This window comes from Brevibacillus sp. Leaf182 (genome assembly GCF_001423865.2).
GTDB classification, from domain to species: domain Bacteria; phylum Bacillota; class Bacilli; order Brevibacillales; family Brevibacillaceae; genus Brevibacillus; species Brevibacillus brevis_C.
In genome coordinates, this window is sequence record NZ_LMPN02000037.1 from 218,393 (window position 1) to 240,809 (window position 22,417).

Here is a 22,417-nt window from a genome sequence, read left to right on the forward strand (position 1 = left end):
TCTATCTCTCCTCTCCCTTGTTAGATTAGGAGATCCTCTGTTCTGTTACGCATGTTGTTTCAACTGTTCGTGGGTAACTTGACCAACTTCCATTTTTAAAAGTTGATCGGCTACATGGAAATACCTGTCGTCATGCGTAATGGCAATGATGCATTTTCCTTTTTGTTTCATCTCAGGGATGAGGTTATAGTAGAAATATTCTCTGAACTCAGGGTCCTGATCGGCAGCCCATTCGTCAAAGAAATAGATAGGTCGATCCTCCATACAACTGATAAGCAAGGCCAATCTTTTTCTTTGTCCTGTGGACAAATTGACGGTACTGAATCCTCCATGTTGGATTTGCAACTTATGGTCCATGCCTAATTTCAGCAAATATTCTTGAATTTCTTGTTCTTTCATTTTCACGTCGATGCCATACATCTTTTCAAAGAGATGAAAATCGCTGAAGATGGCCGCAAAATTTTGACTTAACTCTTCAAGTTGCTGACCATTCATTAAAATTTCCCCTTGGTCAGGTTTGTACAATCCCACTAACAGTTTACCCAGAGTCGATTTTCCGCTCCCGTTTCCTCCTGTAATGAAGGTGACTTGCCCGGAATGGAAGCTCAGATTAACGGGCCCGACTGTAAACTGTTCTCCCGCTTGGTTTTTATAATGATATTCAACATCTTTGGCCTCTAAGTGAATGATCTCGCTTGCGGGCGATACCTCTTTGACTCGCTCTGATTGTGATGTCTCACCTGTTTCCAACTGCCTCGACAATTCGTTTAATCGGTTCCAGCTAATCCTGACCCGAATAAAATTAGGGATCGCGTCCAAAACGCCGTGAACAGGACTTGTCATATACAAAAACACAAAGATATACGCTCTTAAGGAACTGTTTGCAATATCATCAAAGACGACAGGAAAAACAAACGCGACGACCCCGATCACAAAGGTAAACAGAAGTTCGCCCATAACAAATACATTGGCGAAGCTCAAATCTCCCTGAATCCGTTTAGTCCGGTACGTGTCACAGCTTTCCTGCAGCTCCTCCTGAAATTGTCCTTTTTTACCTTTGTGGATGCTAAGCTCCTTGAAACCGCCAATCATGTGATTAATGAACTTGAAAAACGTGTTTTGAATATCCCTGGTTTCTTCCCAGACGCGATTGGCATACCTTCCTGCCATAAAATAAAGGCCGGCAGCGACCATAATAACGAAAATGGAAATCAGCAATCCGTAAATATTGACCATCCCTAAATAGATGAAACAGCACAGCAACGTAACCAAACTGGTGACCCCGAAAATCAGGATGTTGGACACACCGCTGATCGTTTCTGTATCGTTGTTCAACACGGAATAAATTCGTTCTTTTTCAATGGTTTCAATATTTTGATACGGAGATTTCAGTATTTTATCAATCAACTCCGTTCTCTTTTGGAAAACCATCTCATTTGTAATCGTAATCAGTTTAGCCCGTACCAATCTTTGTCCAAAAACATAGATGACGATTCCCATCACAAAAAAGGATAGCAATCCGCCCTGAAACCGGTCGGTATGGTTAAGCGCCTCGTTAATGATAAAAATGATCAAGGCATTGCCCAATCCACTCACCGTACTAAGGACGATAATGGGAAAAAAGGTACGATCATGCGATTTTGGGAAGACCACCGTTATGAAGTAATAGAACGCAAACAAAACAATCCCGACAAATAAGCTTTGAATGGCGATAACAAAACTTGAAGGTGCCCAAACGTCGACGAAGTCCCATGAGACCCCGTCAAATAAAACCGAAGGAATTTGATAAAAGCAATACCCAGACAGCCCCAGACATAGAAGCAACAGCACAAATCGATACGCATTTTTCCCGAATCCCCCGGATCGCATCCTCTTTTTTCGGGCGATTTCGCCAAGCGCAACAATGGCAAACCATGCAGTAAGCAGGATCAACGGTATCGCAATGCACAGGATCGCAACCGACACATTATCTACACTGCTGTAGAGATCGGATACATTTTCCGGTGGTTTCTTTTGTCGCAGGATTTCCATGATTCCTTGACCCATTGCCTGCGTATGGGCAGAGTTGATATTCGTTAATACAGCTACTCCGAGTTTCTCTCCCGGACGTATTACTACTGAGGAAGAGTAATTCGGATTGCTTCCGCCATGAGAGAGTTCGCCGCTGCCTTTTTGGTAGACGAACCAACCCGCCGCATACGAGGAACTATCTATATTCGGCAAAACGGATCGATCCGGCTGATGGGACCGATTAATCAACCCGCTGCTCACATTATTATTTGTAATCGAGCCTAGCTGACTTTTGAGCCAGATTGCCATGTCCTCGCTATTGGAAATGATATATCCGGCTGGCGTATTGCCGCGATACACAGGAGCCTGGTATTCTCTCGCCCCCAAAAAACCGATTTTATAGCCTTTTGCCATCTCATGCCGTTCGGCTTCATTTCGGAACAAATACGAATTTTTAAGTCCAATCGGCGTCAACACGTTGTCTTTCACATACTGTTCAAAAGGCGCACCCGTTACTTTTTCAATGACCAAACCTAGTACATCGTAGTTCATAGAAGCATAAAGAAATCTGTCTCCGGGGGAAAAGTCCAATGTCTGCCCTACCACTTTGCGGACGGTTCGCTCCAGCGCGTCAGACTCTTCGCCGACTGGAATTTCACCAATCGTATGAAAAGGAATTCCGCTTGTATGATGGAGCAGTTGCTCCAATGTGATTTCTGGCGTATGTCCTTCTGCATCCTTCACCTGAAACCAAGGGAGGTACTTTTGCACAGGATCTTTCAGATTGAGTAATCCTTGTTCCTCCAGCGACAATATCGCCAGACCCGTAAACGCCTTGGTGGTGGACCCAAGCTCGAATAAAGTTTGTGTGGTCACCGGGCTCTTTGCTGCCATATCCGCATAACCAAATCCTCGGTTGTAGACGGTTTGTTCCCCTTTTACTATGACAACGGAGGCTCCCGGGATCTTGCCATCCTGCATTTTTTGGTCAATCCACGATTCGATTGATGCGATTTCTTCTTTACTCAAACTACCTTCTACTGCCGTTTCTGCCTGTAGCTGCAGGGGAAAAATCATGGTGAGCAGAAGCAAAACAAGCCATGCCGAGATCCCTTTTCTCATAAAATTAACCTCTCATCACAAATTTTCCACCCTCAAATGAAGAGATTGTCTAACTCTTCCTGCGAAATTTCTACCGTTTCAAAATCGGAAGGAGTAAACTCTTTCGACTCTTTCTGGCTGCAGTACAGGATGATCTCATCAAGCTGCTTTTTAAAATGAGCCAAAAATTGTTGCATGCTGCTATCCTTATATTTATTCCGGCTAAAGGTCAGCCGTATTTGCAAACGGCTATCCAAAATAAAGCAATTCACATCGATTAAACAAGTCAGCAGATTGTCTTGACTTGTGCTTTGCTGGACAGAACCTCCCAACAATTTTACATATCCACCCTCAAACTCTTGCGTAAACTCCCCCAGATAATTAAACCTAATCGTCTTAGGTGCCTGATAAGGGATGGACTTCGCAAGGTAGCGTGATATTCCGTAACCGATTCCGTTATTTGGTACCTTTCTCCGTTCCTCTTTGACGTGCTTGATTTGTTGGGACAGACTACCATCGGTTAAGGAGATGCCCAATGGATACAGACTGGTAAACCATCCGACCGTCCTGGTAATGTCCAACTTGTCCTCTATCTGCTCCCGCCCATGCCCTTCCGTCTCAATCAGGATATCCGTACTTCCCGTACATTCTTTGATGGTCACCAGCAAAGACGTAAGCAACAAATCGATCGGCTCTGTATTGTAGGTAACATTGGCTTCCGACAAGAGGGAAAGCGTTTCCTGCTTACCGATCTCGGCTGAGAGCGTACAACTGCTCGCTATACTATCTACACCCAGATCATGGTCAACAGGGAAAGGAGTGAACTTTTGCAGTATAGCTTGCCAATACCCAGATTCCTTTTCTTCCTCTTCTCTCCAATAGCTCTCAAGGAACTCCGTCCATTTTTGATAGGAATGCGTCTTTGGAGGGAGTAACGGATCTTGTCCAAGACTGATTTGTTTTAGTAACGTGTTCAAATCTTCTACAATGATTCGCCAGGATACCCCGTCTACCACGAAGTGATGGGCCACAAGCAGCATATTCCGCGAGCTTCCAACATCGATTACACATGCTTTTAACAAAAGATCCTGGAATATATCAGCGTTATCAGCGAGTTCGTAGGCTACTTCCATCAGCTTGTCTGACTGCTCGGAATGAGATAAGCCTGTGAAATCGAGCTCTTTGATCCTTGGCAGACCAAGGAGGTGGTGATTATTGTAAAACAACTCGCCATGGTTCGCCTTGGCGTTTATTCGCAAGCCGTCATGATGTTCGATCAGCTTGAAGAGTGTTCTTTCTAGCATCTCAACCGTAATACCTTGATTGATTTCCACCAAGACACACTGATGATAATGATGCGGCTTGGGGAGTTTCTGGGAAAAAAACCACGATACGATTGGCGCAGGTACTATACTTCCCTGGGCTAATCCCTGATCAATAACAACCAGCGGAACCTCGTCAACGAGCAACGCCATTTCTTCCAAAATGGGGGTTGACAGCATCTCTTTTACTTTTATCCGGTAGCCTTTGACATTCAGTTTCGACGCTATCTGAATGGCCTTGATAGAGTCCCCGCCCAAATGATAGAAGTTGTGCTTCCTTCCTATCTTTTCAACCCCTAGGACTTCTTCTACTGTCTGGATGAACTGCTTTTCTTTTTCGGTTGAATAAGTCGTATATTCCGTATTTTCCGCCAATGGCAGTTCCATTTCTGCCAATAAACGCGTGTCGACCTTTCCATTTGCTGTTAGCGGGATTTCTTCTACTTCTATAAAATGCTGTGGAATAAGATAATTTGGCAATTGTTGTCCAAGATGCTGCTTCAAGTCATCAGTGGAGATATTTCCTTTTGCAACGTAATAGGCACATAGGATGACATTCTTCTTGTCCTCCCGATCCAAGACAACAGCGTCTTTTACCTGCGGGTGCTGGATCAACTGGTTTTCTATTTCTCCTAGCTCAACCCGATGTCCCCTGATCTTGATTTGCTGGTCGTCCCTCCCCAAGTACTCCAGCTTGCCATCCGGTAAGAATCTTCCGAGATCTCCTGTCTTATACATCCGCTTGCCGATTACGAATGGATCGTCCAAGAATTTCTCCTTGGTAAGTTCAGGATTGTGATGGTACCCTCTAGCCACTCCATCTCCTGAAATATAGATTTCACCCACAGCGTATGTCGGAACAGGGTCCATGTTTTTGTCCAATACGTAAATTCGGACATTATCGGCAGGTTTGCCAATTGGTACCGATACTCTCGTGTCTCTCTCAACATCATAGGAGTGAATCATACACCCAACCACCGTCTCGGTTGGCCCATATTCATTCAAGATCTCTATATTGCCTCCAAAGCTGTCATATACGCTATTGGCAAGGCTAACCTTCAGATTTTCGCCGCCAACTATAAATCTTTTCACGGAGCTATTCCTGTTGTCCCGATCCAACACCAAGGATAAATGAGAAGGCGTGAGCTTGATGATCGACGCTTTGTTTTCTTTTAAAATGCGGAACAGCACATACTCGTCTTCTGTTTGGCTATAAACCAGAACTGTTCCTCCACAGATCAACGGAGTAAAAACAGAGGTAATTGTCAGGTCGAATGCCAAAGAGGAGTAGAGCGCGAACATCTCGTCCTCGTGTTTGACGTACATTTTCTTCGCCCAATATATATAGTTGACAAGACCGCGATGCTCGACCATCGTTCCCTTCGGCCTTCCGGTAGAACCAGATGTATAGATCATGTATGCCAACTCTGTAGGCTTACTCTCTACTAGCATATTGGATGATGGATAATGATCGTAGTTGACGTCCGTTAGGCTGATAATCTGTCCATCGAAACCAAACTCGTCCATGATAGCCACATTCGTCAGCAAGATTTTTGTGCTGGAGTTTTGCAAAATATACCGTATCCGCTCAGTTGGATTATCTGGATCAATTGGCATGAAGGCTCCGCCGGCTTTTCCAATGCCGATAATCCCAATCATGGTTTCCATAGAATGTGTGGTCAGCATGCCCACAATTGTTTCTGGACGGACCCCTTGTTCCCTCAAATATCTGGCTAGCTGATTGGCCTTCTCGTTCAGTTGCCGATAAGTCAGCCACTCTTTGCCATATTGAATCGCGATCTTGTCTGGTGATTTTTCCACTTGTTCTTCAAACAGCTGGTAAATGGTTTTGTCACTCGGATAAGGTGCAGCGGTATCGTTATAGTCTTCTACTAGTTTTTTATACTCATCCTCGTAGAAAACCGTGAGCTGCCTGATTTCTTCATTGGGATTGGACACGATTTTTTTGATCAGCGAAGTCAGACGATCGAACAGATCATAGATTTGCTCTTCGGTGTAATCGTTCATTTTGTAGTCAAAGCTAATGCTGATGCTGCCTGAATCCGACCATTCCTTTATCACCATTTGCATGGAATAAATCTGGGACCCGCTGTAGAACTCAACATTCTCGACCGGATGTCCTTCCCATTCGGTATCGAGTGTCGTGTTGTAATAATTGACACATACATCAAACAATTGGTTGTAGCCCTTTTTCTTCAGCTCCATGTCCTGGATCAACAGGTCATACGGATAGCGTTGATGAAAAAAGCAATCCTGCAGTTCGCTGTTGACCTCATCCATCATTTCCGTAACTGACCAGCCAGCCTTAATCGTAAAACGAAACGGCATCGTACTGGTAAACATGCCAAACATGCTCTTTTGCTGTTTACCAGATCGATTGAGTACAGGTGTGCCTATCACGAGATCGTCTTGACCAGTCATCTTGTGAACATACAGCAAATACAAGCCTACCAAAACCGTATTCAACGACCACTTATTGGCTTTGGCCCACGCTTTGATTTGAGCAGAAAGATTAGGGTTCCATTCATATGTGATACGGTTTCCCGCTAAGGCGTCAGAGCTTTTTTCCAAAAACGAATCAGGTAGGACTCGAAACTTCTCATTCCAAAATACTTTGTTTTTCCGGTACCGGTCCGACGAAAGGTAATCTCTCTCGTGGTCGATGTACGTCAAGTAAGTAGGAGCTAGATGCTCCCCTACTTCCTCTTCACGCAAAAGTTTGCTATAGATTTCTTGAATATGATCGGTCATAATATTGATCGACCATCCATCTGCGATTATATGGTGAAACTTGGCCAAATACCCATTCTCACTGTCTGAAATTCGAAACATGGCAAAATAAAAAAGCCTTTCGTTTTCGATGACGAATGGCTTTCTCGCTTCCGTTTCCACCCAATTATCAAATTCCTTATGCGGCTCATTGTACGCAGTGAAATCTTCAAAATCTAATGGGATATCCTCAATATGACTCACAAATTGCTGGATCTCCCCCATTTGGTTAACAAATCTTAAACGCAATCCTTCATGCCTTCGAATGAAGAGGTGTATAGCCTTTTCAAGTAGTGAAAATTGAACAGGCCCTTTTATCTTTACGGTTCCACCAATATTATGCAAGGGTGTTTGGGGGTAAATCTGCTCGATCAACCAAATTCTCTTCTGGGGATGGGTTAACTGGTAAAAACATAATGAATCCATGTATAGCAATTCCTCCATCTCGTGAAAACCTTTTTGGTTTTCGATTCAGCAAAAAAACGGCAAAGCTTCGCCACTTCGTGTATTATCCAGACAATACACTCGCGCTCACTTTCCCGTATGACCCCTTCATTCCTCTAATGTGCCTAAGCTTCAATAGATTCACTCAGGTTGCTATGATTTTTAGATTGAAATAGGGCTTATCTGCGCTAATAAATCTCTCATTTCATCCTATGTTCTCATTTTGCGAGTAAGTGTCCGTGTTTCTTTTAACGACATTTTAATGGGTCAGGCAACTTTTTTCAAGCTTTTTCCACATTTCTATATAAATTCCAATGTCATTGGCAGTTTCTGCATGATTTCATTCTTCTCCTATAGAAGGTTGGCTTATCACTTTCCCAAACCCTGACGGTCTAAAGCATAACTGAAGTTATTGCGAGGACTGGCACAATGCCAATTCTAACTCAGCTCATTATCCACTCCCCACTCTTTTTTATAGAATGACGGAACCAAAGAAAAATAATAAGAACCCGATAATAAACATTATCGAGCTAAATAAGTTTCTTAATGGAGTAGGTTTTCCTAGCCATCCGGCAAATGCGATTCTGTTATGGGTTCAAATATCTTCATGTATTGCTTAGGTGTTAAACCGATCAGTTTTTTGAAAAAATTAGAAAAGTGACTTTGGTCGCTAAAACCAGTTTGAAAAGCGACCTCCATCGGTGGAATCCCTTGTTCTAACAATTTTTTGGCATTTCCGATCCGAATTGTTTCCAGATAACTATATGGGGAGATACCTTTTTGTTTGGTAAAAGAACGCAGCAGATGATATTTGCTTACTTTCGTTAAATCACTCAACTGGTCAAGCGTAATTGTATTTGCGTAATTGGATTCCAAGTAATCACAGATCATTCTCATTTCAGAGGCAGGCTCTTGTATGCAATGTTCGGGTACAGCATCGGAATATTCTTGTATGAGCTGCTCGATGAGAAATAGAAACAGCTCCTCCTTCTTGAAGTCAATGTCTCCCTCGGAAATCATCAGATGAAGCTCCCGCAGGGATGTTGCGAGTTCGCTGCGATAAAGAACTGTTTGTGTAAAGCGCGGAAGATATTCCCTTCCCGTGATTTCCCGAACGGCTTGTCGCATAATACTCTCAGGAATGTTAAGACTTCGATAGTCCAGCGTTTTCCCGTCTACTTGTTCACAAGTATGAGCATCACGTGGGTTAAACATGATCACATCGCCGGCGTTTATGATATATTCCTGATTTTTGCATAATAAAAAACGCTTCCCCTTTTCGATAAAACCCAAAACGTAATAATCATGAAAATGATTTGGGAATTTCTGCATAACTCCTTTAAAGCAGTATGCCTCTATTTTTAATTTTTTATCAAAACAGACCGTTCGAACCTCTTTAGCCATTCGGTCCCCCTCCTTATCTTCTTCAAGTTCATAAAACATTTCTACTCGTTCTCTTCATTCAAACGGGAGACAAATTTGAAATTCTCCACCCATATTTGCAAAGTGTGGGTGAGATTGCTTACAGAAAAGTATCGTTTCAATAAAGTTGGGAAGAATCTCCCTTTCCACAAATCATATCCGTAATGGCAGTATAAAGGTTTGGCGGGTATTCAGCTATTCTATGACAAAGGTATAAGTACCACTCTACACCATAGGTAAGATAAACCCGAACAGGCAGTCCTTCATCTTTAAGTTTTTTGCAAAATTCGGGGCGTATGCCATAAAGCATTTCCGCCTCCACATACGGATTTCGCAAAAAACCACGCTCGATGACTTGTTCATATATAGCATTATCATGAGAAGCAATGGATACTTGGTGACCGGCTTTCACACATATCTCCACCAATTCAAGATAACGTTGATCCAGCTTTTCAGAACGAGGAGTACAAATATCTGACGGCTCTTGATACGCTCCTTTCACAATCCTAATTGCCCCAGGATAATGAATTAATTCATTAATATCTTCAAATGTTCGATGCAATTGTGCTTGCAGCGTAATCCCTACGTTGGAATAATCCACAGCGACTTTTTTATATATGGCAAGGATCTGATCTGTTTTAGCTGATTCCTCCATACTAATCATTAGAGAAAGGCCATGGAATTGCGCTTCTTTCGCCATTTCCATCAAGTTTTGATAGGCAAGCCCAGGCTCAATCGATAAACCAATATGAGATAAATCAAAAGAAATCCGAGCACTTAGTCTACGATCCCCACATTCTTTCATCAATGCTATAAATTCATCTTTTGCCTGTAAGCATTCCTCTTTGTTTATTGTGTTTTCTCCGATGAATTCCAGAGAAATACGGTATCCCTTCTGTATTAGTTGATTACCAACTGAAACCCCATCTTCTCTTAAATCACCTGTTACAAATCGCTTAGCTGCACGCTGAAATATTGGATTCAGCTCCGAAGATTGTTGAATGTACTCTTTCATCTTTAAATTACGGGCAATAGATTTCAAGGAATCGGAAAATTGCTTTTCGATTGATAGAGTCACTACTATCCCTCATTTCGTTCAAGTTGCATTTATTATAGGAAAAAAAATTAGGGAGTTTCTTGTATGATGTTGCTCAATTAGGCTTAACTTTCGCATGAAAAAAGACAGGTATGATACAGTTTTAGCTTAACGGGGGAATCGGCGAAAAATGCAAAAGGAGCTATCGCGGCACGACAAGCTCCTTTTGCATTTGATTAAATTTTGAATAGAATCTAAGACAATACTTTGGCCAGCAAGTTAAACTGGTGCTGCGTTACCTCAACGTTCAATATGCAGATGAATGCTGTATAGCTCTTCTCAGTATGCTTGTCTTCTCTTCTCATCTACAAGTCCCTCCAAAATCGTGATCTGTAAATCGAATAGTACTCTATTTACAGTTACCGTCCGGTGGGCTACGCGTATAAGGAGATAGGACTTAGTGCTCGTGTTCGAAGAAAATAATCACTTTATTCTTCAAGCATGAGATACCAATAAATCGCCACCTCATCACTATCTTTAACTAGACCTCTGTAGACGTAGGAATCGAAACCTCCGATGACAAAGCCACAACTTTCGTAGAATTTACATGCGCGGACATTATTACTTTGTGTCTCCAGCATGATTCCCGTCATACCGCCGTCCTTCGTCCAGCGTTTAGCCTGTTCGATTAGTTTTTTACCGACACCGTAGCCTCTATATCGCTTATCAACTTTGATATCTTCCACATAGGCATATTTGTTCCAATTTCTTTTCAAAACAATCTGACCCACAACTTGATTATTTACGAGCGCTAAATAAATGATTTGATGGGGATTGCCGATATAGTTCGAATAATCCTCAACAGTATCTTCTACAAGCGGTTCATCATCGTAGCTTTTATTCCTAAGAGGTATCTCCTTCACCGTATATCCGATTCGCTGTCCCATTAGTTGCAAGACAAGGGTAGAGTCTACGGTAAAGCTCCCATCTATGCTTCTACCACAATCATCGTCCCCAGCCCTCAGTTCTCTAATGAAAATATCCATATTCATCCTCCTATATTTTTATAAGGTGAGAATAGAGATAGAAAGGGGGACCACGGACTTAACGGAATACATATTGCTCCGTCATTTTCATAACCTCCAAGCATTATTAGCATGTAAGATTCTCTAGATATTGTACAATCATTATTTAACAGGTACGACAGCTTTTTAATCGTTAACTATCCTTCGATAATGCCTGCTTTACCCGCTCAATCTGGGCGAGGTGGTCACGGACATGCTGGACGCGTAATCCAAGCAATTCTTTGAACGTGTACCTTGCTCCGTCGGGATATTGCCCGACCCGAACAAGCTGCTCGGGTGTCAGATTTTCCAGAAGCGGCTGCATGCTGACCCGCAGCATTTGGAACAGGAGCATATGCCGCTCGCGGTCCAACCGTTCGTATCCCAGGTTATCCGACCAGGCTTCCTGATCAAAAGATAGCAGAAGCGGTTCTTCCTCCGCCAAGACTTTTCTCAGGCGATGTGTCGCCAAGATCTCGGAATCTGTTACATGAATAAGAATCTGGTGGATGCTCCATTTGGTCGGTGCAGGCTGGAAACGCAGCTCTTCCTCAGACAATCCTTCAATGGCTTCTCGCAACAGCTCATAGTCTCGGCTGTACTCCTCGATCAACTTTTCCATCCGATCCTCTCCTTAATTATAATTCGTGTGGCTGGTAGCCATTGATCATAGTATTCTTTGAAATAAAACAAGTCCCTTTATTCAGAACGGTATAGCTGGCCGCATGCCGCGTTAATGTCCGATCCGAATTGAGTTCGGACCGTGATGCTTATACCCTTTGACTTCAAAATCCGAGCAAACGCTCTAATCCGAGTAGGATCAGATTGCCGATAGCTGTCTGGCGTAACTTCGGTCGAATTGAATGGAATCAGGTTAACGTGGTAGAGATGTTCCCAAGATCCCCTTCCCCTTAGCAACTCGGCTACTGCTTCGGCATGCGCCGTCGAGTCGTTTACTCCACGAAGTAGAATATACGCAATATATACCTTTCTTCCTGTTTGCCGGATGTGACGATCCAATGCCATCAGTACGTCGCGGACTGGGAATCGGTCGTTGATCGGCATCAGCTCGCTTCGCTGATCGTCGAACGGCGAATGCAGCGAGAAGGTTAAATTGACCTGGGGAAACTCCCGAGTCAGCTTGTCGATTCCCGGCAACAGGCCGATAGTGGAAATCGTGATTCGTCGATGTCCTAAACCAAAGAGATACGGATCGGTCAATATCGTCATTGCATCAAAAATATGCGGGTTGGCAAGCGCCTCCCCCATGCCCATGAATGAGATGCTGTCCAAAGTGTGGCCGTTCAAGCGAAAGTACAGCAATTGGTCGGTGATTTCGTCGGCGGTCAGATTTCGTTTCAGACCAATGGTACCGGTAGCACAAAACTTGCACCCGAATCCGCAGCCGCACTGTGTGGAAATACAATACGATTTCCACCCCCGCTCATAAGTAAGTCGTACGGCCTCCACGCGTTCGTCGCCCGGAATAGCAAAAAGCACCTTACTGACCTGTTTCGACGTGAGTTCCTTTACCGGAACGATACTGCAAACGTTCGGGCCAAGTATCCGGTTCAACTCGTCGCGCAAAAATTTGGGTAGCATGGTCATCTGGCCGTATTCGTCGATGTTTTGCTTGAAAATTGCGTCCATAATCTGAGCATAGCGATACTCGGGCTGCTTGAATTCGGACAATATTCGCCGAATCGTTTCATATTTCGAGGTTAGTTTCATGTCTTCTCCTTACTGCCGGAGAAACCGTAAAAAGCAACCGTCAATTGGCGCTATGACACGTGATTACTCAACTCATACGTTTGCAGACAGATTACTACGTGCATCTGTCGATAAATTGGTAAATCTCCGGCAACCGATTTGTTTTTTTGTGAACCGCTTCACACAACTGGAACCAGTTCACATAATCATCTACAACCTCAATCTCCATCGCTTTCATCCTCCAACTTCTTTTGTCAGAATAAAAAAGAGCTACAAGAAAGTTACCTTTCCTGTAGCTCAAAAAATACGGCACATCCAACCCATGAAGGGTATAACAAGGATATATTTTCTGAGTGAAAAGAATAAGGTAACGATCTTGCCAATAAAGAATAAAACAAATTCTGCTTTATTCATTAAAAAAGTGGCAAGAATGCTTACATTATCCTCTTCAACTCCAATCGTTAAGTATCAGCACGATTTTAACATACCGGTTTCCACATGACAACAGGTCATCCAGTAACTTAGACACTACCTGCTGAATGCTGTCATGTAGACCAATTTGGGAACATTGAATAAGGTCCGGTAACAATTGCGGTCTTGATACCTTCTCTTTAGTGAAGCACTCGCTTGTATACAAATTATTTAGCTATCCAGACGAAAAAAGAAGCCGAGCGAATACGGGATAACTCCCTGCAATCTTCTCGGCTTTTCGCCGTACTCCCTATTCCGTTTTCACTACAAACTCAATGCTTCCGAGGCTACCCCATTTGGCGCTTACGACATCCCCTTCGTGTAGCTGATGGGAACTGGTCATGCCCCCGGACAAAATCAAATCTCCCTTGTGCAGCTTGCGTCCTTCGCGAGCAAGCATGTTCGCCAGCATTGCGACTGAGTGGGCTGGATGACCGAGAACTGCTGCACCAGCCCCCAAGTCTTTGAGCTCGCCATTGATCGAAAGAGTCACACCTACCAAATCGAGTTCAAGTTCATCAGGCTTTCTCCACGTCGATCCGATAAACACACGGGAAGACGAAGTATTGTCAGCAATAACATCCGGCAAGGCAAACTGGAACTGCGCATACCTGCTATCGATAATCTCCAGTGCGGGAACCACAAAGCCAGTGGATGCCAGGACATGAGCCTCAGTGATGCCGGGCCCTTCCAAATCCTCACTCAATACAAAGGCGATTTCCGCTTCCACCTTGGGATGAATCAATTCATTGATCGGAAGAATGCCATCCTCGATATTCATATAGTCAAAAATGTAGCCCCGAATCGGTTCGTGCACATTCATCTGTTTCATCTTTGCCTGACTGGTCAAACCCATTTTAGAGGCAAAGATGCGATGTCCCTGCTCAAGCTTGAGGGAGACCAGCTCATTTTGAATACGATATCCATCCTCCACTGTCAGCTCGGGGTATTCAGCCGTCAGTTTTACGATCCCCTCCCTGTTCAACTCCGCATCCACCAGCTTCTGAGCCAGCCTTTTGTACAATAGTTCCGATTGCACGCTGATCACCCCCTATCTGATATTGGTAGATTGGTAGAGCTGTTCAGTTGGGCGATTTCCGCTGCGACATCCACGATCATGTCTTCTTGTCCCCCCACGGCCTTTCGTTTTCCCAGCTCGATTAAAATATCCCGGGAGTCGATGCCGAATTTTCTGGCTGCACGCTCGGCATGAAGCCGGAAGCTGGAATAGACACCCGCGTATCCGAGAACCAGAGCGTCTCTGGTAATTCCCTGTGGGACTTGAAGAATCGGCGACACGATTTCCTCTGCCAAATCCATCATTTTGTACAGATCGACGCCCGTCTGAATGCCCATTCGATCCAATACAGCAAGGAGAACCTCGGTTTGTGTATTGCCCGCACCTGCACCCAAGCACCGCACACTGCCGTCAATCCAGGTGGCGCCCTCTTGAATGGCGACGAGCGTATTGGCCATGGCTAAAGACAAATTATTGTGTGCATGGAAGCCAACGGGAATATGTAGACATTGCTTCAATGCCCGGACTCGTTCCCCTGCTTGATCAGGTAGCAGAGCACCAGCAGAATCGACGATATACACGACATCGGCTCCATAGCTTTGCATGAGTCCAGCTTGCTCCGCCAGTTTTTCCGGAGCAGCCATATGCGACATCATCAAAAAGCCAACTGTTGTCAAGCCAAGCTCTTTAGCCTGATAAATATGCTGAGCGGAAACATCCGCTTCGGTCGCATGTGTGGCGATTCGTGCCATCCCTACCCCAAGCCCTGCAGCCGTTTTCAAATCTTTGATCGTGCCGATTCCCGGCAGCAAGAGCACGCCCACTTTCGCTTGTTTACAAACGGAAACGGCAGCCTCGATCAGCTCCAGTTCAGGGGTCCTGGATAGCCCATACTGTAGGGACGATCCGGCCAATCCATCTCCATGGGAGACCTCAATATACGGCACGTTTGCTTCATCCAATGCGCGCGCCACTTCGACTACTTGCTCTACAGTAAACTGGTGATTGATCGCATGGCTCCCATCTCGAAGCGCTACCTCGGTGATCACAATATCACGACTCATAAGCGGTTCCACCTTTCAATCGTGGCTATATACCGGTTGCGGTGCCGACAGTATACTTGGCATAATCCTCTGCTACCTTCACCGCTGTCGCCGTCATGATATCCAGATTGCCAGAATAAGTAGGGAGGTAGTCGCCCGCGCCTTCTACCTCCAAAAAAATGGTGATTTTGTTTTCATCAAAGATTGGTTCTGAGCGCAGTCGGTAACCAGGAACGTATGCTTGAATATAGGCAACAGTCTGGTGGATAGCCTTCACGATTGCCTGTCGGTCCGCACCTTCCTCCACTACTGCATAGATCGTATCTCTCATCAGGATCGGTGGCTCCGCCGGATTCAGGATGATGATCGCCTTGCCTTTCTTCGCTCCGCCAATCGCTTCGATACCATGTGCGGTCGTCTCCGTAAATTCGTCGATGTTGGAACGTGTGCCGGGACCCGCGCTTTTACTGGAAATAGTGGCCACGATCTCTGCGTAGCTGACCGGACTCACACTCCCTATCGCATGAACGATCGGAATCGTAGCCTGGCCGCCGCATGTGATCAGATTGATGTTCTTTTCATTCAAATGCGCACCGAGATTCACAGATGGTACAACATAGGGCCCCACAGCAGCAGGCGTCAGATCGATGGCGAACTTTCCTGCCTCCCTGAGCGCCTTGGCATGCCGAATATGTGCACGGGCTGAAGTAGCGTCAAAGACGATATCTCCAAGTTCCGTAGCGCTTTCCAAAAAGTGTTCTAATCCGCCGTCAAATACGTAGTATCCGGCTGCCTTTGCTCTCCGCAGGCCATCCGATTCAGGATCGATTCCAATCATGGACGTCAGTTCAAGAACTGGCGACCTTCCAAGCTTGGTCATCAGGTCTGTTCCGATGTTACCCGAGCCCAGTATTGCTACTTTTACTTTCTTCATACATGCACTCCTTTCCTATTTTTTACTTACCAAACCTGACTCCTACTGAACCAAGTCCAGCAATCCGTGTGTGAAATACATCGCCAGCCTTAGCTTCAACTGCTGCCGATAACGCACCGGACAAGATGATTTCTCCTGCTTTGAGTGTCATTCCTAATTCGTACAGCTTGTTCGCTAACCACGCCACACAAAATGCGGGATTGCCCAATGCGGCGGCACCAACACCGGTATTGACCATCTCCTGATTTTTATAAAACGCCATTCCTACCAGAGGAAGATCCAGATCTTGCGGTTTCACAGGATGTCCACCCAGCACATAGAAGCCCGAGGATGCATTGTCCGCAATTGTGTCTTCTAGTTTGATTTGCCAGTTGGCTATACGGCTGTCCACGATTTCCAAAGCTGGCACTACATATTCCGTTGCCATCAAGACGTCAAAGATGGTTACATGTGGCCCTTCCAGATCGCGCTTCAGCAGGAAGGCAATTTCTGCTTCAACTTTTGGCTGAAGGACATGCTCGAAAGGCAGTTCTCCGTTGTTTTCAACCACCATGTCGTCCAATAGATGTCCATAGTCTGGCTGTTCCACGCCAAGCAGTGTCTGCATGGCACGAGAGGTCAGGCCGATTTTCTTCCCTGTAATCCTCGCGCCTTCTTTCACTTTTCGCTCAATCGTCTTCAATTGAACGTGGTATGCCTCTATCTCGCTGATTTGCGGTTCCAGTAAAGTGAGTGGCGCTACTCCCAGCCCTTCACGACTCGCCGCCGCTAAATGATCGGCAAATCGCGTGATCTTTTCCATGTCCACACGGCTCCCTCCCTGATTTGCAGTCCTTCTCGCTATAATTTCATGGTGACTGTCTTGATCTCGGAGTAGAATTCGAAGCTGTGACGCCCTCCTTCGCGGCCAATCCCGCTATCCTTGGCACCGCCAAACGGAGTTCGCAAGTCACGCACATACCAGCAATTGATCCATAAAAGACCTGACTTCACTCGATCAGCCACACGATGCGCCCGCCGAAGGTCGTTAGTCCAAACCACTCCTGCCAAGCCGTAAGCCGAATCATTGGCGATTCGAATAGCGTCCTCTTCTGAACGAAAAGGGATGATTACGATGACTGGACCGAAAATCTCTTCCTGGGCTACCCTCATTTTGTTGTCTACATCATAGAGAACAGTTGGCTCTAGGAAATTACCGTCACCCAGCCCGCTGATCCGTTTTCCGCCGAAACCGAGCTTGGCTCCTTCTTCCAGTCCGATCTGGATGTAGTGCTCCACCGTCTCCAAGTGACTGCGGGACACCAACGCCCCCATATCCGTCTCTGGTTCCAGCGGATTTCCCACCTTGATCCTTTGAACAGCCGCCACAAATTTGTCCAGAAACTGATCATATACGCTTTCCTGCACCAACAAACGCGATCCTGCCAGACAAATCTCGCCCTGGTTGCGGAATATCGCCTCGACCGACCCTTTTACCGCTTCATCAAGATCGGCATCTTCAAACACGATATTCGCTGATTTGCCTCCTAATTCGAGCGAGACTGGAATCAGATGCGAAGCGGCATTCTGCATGACGGTCTTGCCGGTGTTAGATTCTCCCACAAAAGATATCCGGCGCACATGGGGATGCGTCGTCATCGCCGTCCCGACAGTCCCACCTGGACCAGTGAGGATGTTGAGCACGCCAGAAGGCAGACCTGCTTCATTGGCAATCTCTCCGAGCATCACCGCCGAGAGAGGGGTGTACGAGGCTGGCTTTACAACGACGGTATTTCCCGCCGCTAAAGCCGCTGATGCTTTCCAGGTCATCTGCATGAAGGGCAAATTCCATGGAATGATCAAACTGGTCACACCTGCGGGAGCATATTTGGCGTAGGACATAAAATGGCGCATTTCATAATGCTCATGGACCATGTACTTAGCCATTTCGGCAAAAAAGCGCAAATTGGCTGCCGCCCTCGGAATATCGAAGCCCCGGCTTTCTTTGATCGGCTTGCCGACATCGAGCGTTTCCACCAAAGCGAGTTCGTCCACACGCTCCATCACCAGGTCAGCCATTTTGCAGAGAATCTTGGCGCGTTCATCTACAGACACCTCACTCCAAACGCCTGACTCAAACGTACGCTGCGCCACGTCGATCGCCCTTTTTACATCCGGCTCACTTGCATTGGCAACAGAAGCCAGCTTGAGATTTGTCGCTGGGTTGAACGTATCGAACGTTTCACCGGAAACAGCGTCCACGTAATCTCCGTCTATGAATAGCTTGGCGTCTTTTCGTACCTGGTTTTCCTTGGCAGTCTGACTCATGGGAATCCTCCTAATTCTCGATTTCCAAGATCATCTCTACTTCTACGGCGTTATTAAGCGGGAGCTGGGCCATCCCTACTGCGGACCGCCCATGCCTGCCTTTCTCGCCGAATAGCTCCACCAACAAATCGGATGCCCCATTCATGACTTTAGGCTGATCTATAAAAGCTGGATCGCTGTTAACGAATCCGAGTATTTTGACCACTCGTTTGACTCTCTCCAATTCCCCTAGCTCATGTTTGGCAACAGCCAGTAGATTGAGCATGCACTGCCTGGCAGCTAGGTAGCCTTCCTCTATCGTGACATCCTGTCCCAGCTTCCCTCGATATTCGTTTGTCCCTTGGCCTGCCAGAAAGAGAAGATTGCCCGTTTGGACACAACCGACATAATTACCAGCCGCCTGTCTCGGTTCGGGCAGGGATAGACCCATAGCCTGTAGACGTTGTTCCGGCGTTTCAGTCTGATGTTTCACGGTCTGCTCATCTCCTTTATGTTCAGGAAGCGAAGCGCGTTTTCACCCAGCAACGCCCGCTTCTGTCCGTCCGTCAGCTCCAAGGTATGATCGATGACTTCTCCGGGAGGTGTTTCACGAAGCAGGAAGGGATAATCCGATCCCATTATGATTTTATCTTCACCAAAGCGCTTCATCATGTATCGGATGTTCAGCGGGTCGTATGTCAAGGAATCAAAGTAGAATTGTTTTGCGTACACACTAGGTGGTTGATCGGTCAGACGCAAATGCGGCCATACCTTCCAGCCTTGGTCCAGCCTGGGTAAAATATAAGGAAAAGAGCCGCCGCCATGGGCAAAGCAGATTTTCAGGCGCGGAAACTTCTCGATCACGCCGCCCAAGATAAGACTTGCTGCGGCAAGCGCTGTCTCGCTTGGCATTCCGACGGTGTACATCAGGTTGTGCCGCGGCATCCGTTCTTTGCCCAGCGTCTCCCATGGATGGACGAAGAGTGGCACATCCCATGCCTGACACCTATCAAAAAAAGGAATCAGTCCCGGGTCGTCCAGATTGTTGCCATTAACATTGGTACCGATTTCGATTCCTCTCAGGCCGAGCTCGTGCATGCAGCGATCCATTTCCCGAATGGCTGTCTCGGTGTCTTGCAATGGAACTGTACCCAATCCGATGAAATGATTCGGATGCTGGTTGACCATCTCTGCGATAAAATCGTTTTGAATCCGCGCCATCACTTCCGCTTCGGCTGCCGGGGCCCAGTAGGAAAACGTGACCGGAATGGGTGACAACACCTGCATATCCACGCCTTCTTGCTGCATGTCATGAATCCGTTTTTGGGGATCCCACACCTGATCAGTCACTTCGCGAAAAACTTTTCCCCCGACCATGATAGTTGCCCCGCATGTGCAAGTGCGGTGCAGAACTGGCCAACGCTCGCCATGAAATCGTTCTGCCAGGTTGGGAAGATCCTCTGGAATAATGTGGGTATGGAAGTCTACTCGCATTTCCACTCACTCGCTTCCGGAGGCATGACGTGACCGCATTTTTGGCATGTCCGCAGCTCCAGATTGCTGTTGAATCCTTCAATCGCCTCTTTTACCTGCACCTCTATGTTGGTCAGTTGAATCCGTACCCGATGCATTTCGTGGTCGCAGTTTTCGCAGAACCAGGCAAAGTCCTCCAGTTCTCCCTCATTTCTGTTGCGCTCAATCACGAGTCCGATCGTATCCGCGATCCGGTGTGGGGAATGCGGGACATTCGCAGGAAGCAGGAACATTTCACCTTCTCTGACTGTAATGATCTCACGCTTCCCATCCTGATTGATGATTTCTACGAAGCAATCACCCTTGAGCTGGTAAAAGACTTCCTCGGATGGATCAACGTGAAAATCCCGCCGCTTATTCGGCCCTCCCACTACCATGACCATTAGTTCTGCATCTTTCCAAATCACCTTGTTATTCACCGGTGGCTTGAGCTGATCGATGTGATCCTCGATAAATTTCCACAAATGGATAGGTGCCAATGTACGCATGCTCGATTCCCTCCTTGTTTTTACTTGTTTAAAGAATCTGCTCCGTCTGCGATGACGATTTGGCAGCGAAAATGCTGAGCGCGTCATCCACCATCGTACATGCATGAGACTTTTTATAATTGTTGTAAAAAATCGCTAATTTACGTACCGGATCACCAGTATAGTATCGTTCGTATTGTAGTAAACGCTGTCCGAAGGCTTCCCCACAAAGGTCCCAAGCGAGCTTAAACAGACGTACCCGCTCTGTACCGGAGATACCCTCCCTTCCGGCATAAAACTTTTCCATATCCTCCGCCAACTCGGGATGCTCCATATCACAGTCAGTCGGGGACATGAGCAATCCGCCTGCTCCAATAATTTGAATGACTTCGATCGCCCGCGGGTACAGCTTCGGAAGCAGTCCGCGAATGGTCTCGAGCTGTACGTAACCCGGCATGAGCTCGCCCGACGGCAATGTCTCGTATTCCAGCTCAGCAGTCCTCAGGAGCGCTCTGACGGATTCCAACGATTGCGCTAGCTCCCCGAGAATGTTTTGGACATTCGGATAGACGTCTACCCCGATGGAGTCTGCCAGTCGCATGGCAACCTCCGTGGCAAATTGGAGCTTCAACAGTCCTCTCACCCCTGACTGGTGTGCCGGCTGCTGTCCGATGCCTGTTTTTGGATAAAGCAGGTTGGCTGCTTCTACATTGTTGAACAGGAATAAACGCTCCCATGGCACGAGTACGTCATGAAAGACAAGAAGAGCATCCATTTCTTCGAAGCGCGATGCCAAAGGATGGTCATAAACGGAACGAATTCCATCCTGCATGGGCTCTCTGCAAATGATGCGCAAGCCCGGCGTGTTTATCGGAATGGCAAATGCCAAGGCGTAACGCTCATCTCCTGGCTTGAACCCAGGGAACGAATAAATGATGACTTCATCCGTGATCGGCGCCAGTGTTGCGAGCATTTTCGCTCCTTTGACAATCAGCCCTTCCGGCGTCTCCTTTACTGCCCCCAAATGGGTGTACACATCGTTTTGTTCGTGCGAGGACTTACTGCGGTCATTTTGCGGATTGATAATCGCATGCGTTAAGAACAGGTCTTGATCGCGAACATACTTGTAATAATTTTTCGCGTTTTCCGCCCATTGCGGATTGTACCTTTCCAAGAAAGACGCATTGCTGTATAGCGACGTCAAGACTACATTGAGAAAATCCGGCGTTCTTCCCATCAAGCCAAAAGTGGCTTCCGCATAAGCTTCGTACAAGTCTCGTTTCGCCTGCAATTCCTCAGGGGTCTTTGCAACGAGAAAGGCGTTGTTCACACGCTCGCCGGTCTCCTGACAAATATGGGTAATCTTCTCCTGATACTTCTCGTCATGCTGCATGTCATACAGTTTGGCTATTTCATGAATCGGCTGTCGAAAAACAGCTTCCTCACAGACGTTTGTTACCTTTCTGCCTTGCAGCCAAATCTCTGGTTGCCGTGATCTCAAGCCCTGAATGTATTGGTCACCTGTGCGGATTCCCACTACCATTCCTCCCTGTAGATTTTTGGTGGTTGAGCCGTTTTTGTTCTTAAACCGCATTATAATGTCAGTCTTTTCCGGAAAATGTAGCCCACTTAACATCCATTCTGTTTTTCTTTCGAATGCACGTCATTTTCACGTTGAAATATGGGTAAGGAGCTTTTTCATTTCATATAATCTAGAGAGATAAATTCAGAAAATTAAGACTCAATCTTGGGTGGAGGATTGGAAG

General features: G+C 46.2%; 16 protein-coding genes. All 16 read right to left on the minus strand.

What is annotated here, in order from left to right:
- Positions 1-45: 45 nt before the first annotated feature.
- Positions 46-3,132 carry a cyclic peptide export ABC transporter gene (locus ASG16_RS28160; protein WP_056487516.1) on the minus strand — a complete coding sequence of 1,029 codons (3,087 nt, stop codon included), beginning with the start codon at positions 3,130-3,132 and terminating at the stop codon, positions 46-48.
- A 32-nt stretch (positions 3,133-3,164) separates the two neighbouring features.
- On the minus strand, positions 3,165-7,667 hold the full coding sequence (locus ASG16_RS28165; protein WP_056487519.1) for a non-ribosomal peptide synthetase: 4,503 nt from the start codon (positions 7,665-7,667) through the stop codon (positions 3,165-3,167).
- Positions 7,668-8,228: 561 nt separating this feature from the next.
- Positions 8,229-9,071, minus strand: a complete 843-nt coding sequence (locus tag ASG16_RS28170; RefSeq protein WP_056487522.1) for a helix-turn-helix domain-containing protein — start codon at positions 9,069-9,071, stop codon at positions 8,229-8,231.
- Between the two features lie 136 nt (positions 9,072-9,207).
- Positions 9,208-10,104 carry a proline dehydrogenase family protein gene (locus ASG16_RS28175; RefSeq protein ID WP_082517186.1) on the minus strand — a complete coding sequence of 299 codons (897 nt, stop codon included), beginning with the start codon at positions 10,102-10,104 and terminating at the stop codon, positions 9,208-9,210.
- A 509-nt stretch (positions 10,105-10,613) separates the two neighbouring features.
- The gene (locus ASG16_RS28180) at positions 10,614-11,171 is read right to left on the minus strand and encodes a GNAT family N-acetyltransferase (protein WP_056487527.1); all 558 of its coding nucleotides are present in this window, start codon (positions 11,169-11,171) and stop codon (positions 10,614-10,616) included.
- A gap of 172 nt (positions 11,172-11,343) precedes the next feature.
- On the minus strand, positions 11,344-11,811 hold the full coding sequence (locus ASG16_RS28185; RefSeq protein ID WP_056487529.1) for a DinB family protein: 468 nt from the start codon (positions 11,809-11,811) through the stop codon (positions 11,344-11,346).
- A gap of 77 nt (positions 11,812-11,888) precedes the next feature.
- A complete protein-coding gene (locus ASG16_RS28190; RefSeq protein WP_056487532.1) occupies positions 11,889-12,920 on the minus strand; it encodes a Cfr family 23S rRNA (adenine(2503)-C(8))-methyltransferase in 1,032 nt (343 codons plus the stop codon).
- Positions 12,921-13,620: 700 nt separating this feature from the next.
- Positions 13,621-14,409, minus strand: a complete 789-nt coding sequence (locus tag ASG16_RS28195; RefSeq protein WP_056487535.1) for a 2-keto-4-pentenoate hydratase — start codon at positions 14,407-14,409, stop codon at positions 13,621-13,623.
- 5 nt (positions 14,410-14,414) lie between these two features.
- The gene (dmpG, locus tag ASG16_RS28200) at positions 14,415-15,452 is read right to left on the minus strand and encodes a 4-hydroxy-2-oxovalerate aldolase (RefSeq protein ID WP_056487538.1); all 1,038 of its coding nucleotides are present in this window, start codon (positions 15,450-15,452) and stop codon (positions 14,415-14,417) included.
- A gap of 25 nt (positions 15,453-15,477) precedes the next feature.
- Positions 15,478-16,365 carry an acetaldehyde dehydrogenase (acetylating) gene (locus tag ASG16_RS28205; RefSeq protein ID WP_056487541.1) on the minus strand — a complete coding sequence of 296 codons (888 nt, stop codon included), beginning with the start codon at positions 16,363-16,365 and terminating at the stop codon, positions 15,478-15,480.
- A gap of 22 nt (positions 16,366-16,387) precedes the next feature.
- Positions 16,388-17,173, minus strand: a complete 786-nt coding sequence (locus tag ASG16_RS28210; protein ID WP_056487545.1) for a 2-keto-4-pentenoate hydratase — start codon at positions 17,171-17,173, stop codon at positions 16,388-16,390.
- Positions 17,174-17,205: 32 nt separating this feature from the next.
- On the minus strand, positions 17,206-18,672 hold the full coding sequence (locus ASG16_RS28215; protein WP_056487548.1) for an aldehyde dehydrogenase: 1,467 nt from the start codon (positions 18,670-18,672) through the stop codon (positions 17,206-17,208).
- 10 nt (positions 18,673-18,682) lie between these two features.
- Positions 18,683-19,144: a RidA family protein gene (locus ASG16_RS28220; protein ID WP_056487551.1), complete on the minus strand. Its 462-nt coding sequence runs from the start codon at positions 19,142-19,144 to the stop codon at positions 18,683-18,685.
- The gene (locus ASG16_RS28225; protein WP_056488501.1) at positions 19,141-20,145 is read right to left on the minus strand and encodes an amidohydrolase family protein; all 1,005 of its coding nucleotides are present in this window, start codon (positions 20,143-20,145) and stop codon (positions 19,141-19,143) included. The genes ASG16_RS28220 and ASG16_RS28225 overlap by 4 nt, the downstream gene beginning before the upstream one ends.
- On the minus strand, positions 20,136-20,672 hold the full coding sequence (locus tag ASG16_RS28230; protein ID WP_056487553.1) for a 3-hydroxyanthranilate 3,4-dioxygenase: 537 nt from the start codon (positions 20,670-20,672) through the stop codon (positions 20,136-20,138). The genes ASG16_RS28225 and ASG16_RS28230 overlap by 10 nt, the downstream gene beginning before the upstream one ends.
- A 28-nt stretch (positions 20,673-20,700) precedes the next feature.
- Complete coding sequence (locus tag ASG16_RS28235) at positions 20,701-22,188, minus strand: 4-hydroxyphenylacetate 3-hydroxylase family protein (RefSeq protein ID WP_056487555.1); 1,488 nt, start codon at positions 22,186-22,188, stop codon at positions 20,701-20,703.
- Between the last annotated feature and the right edge of the window lie 229 nt (positions 22,189-22,417).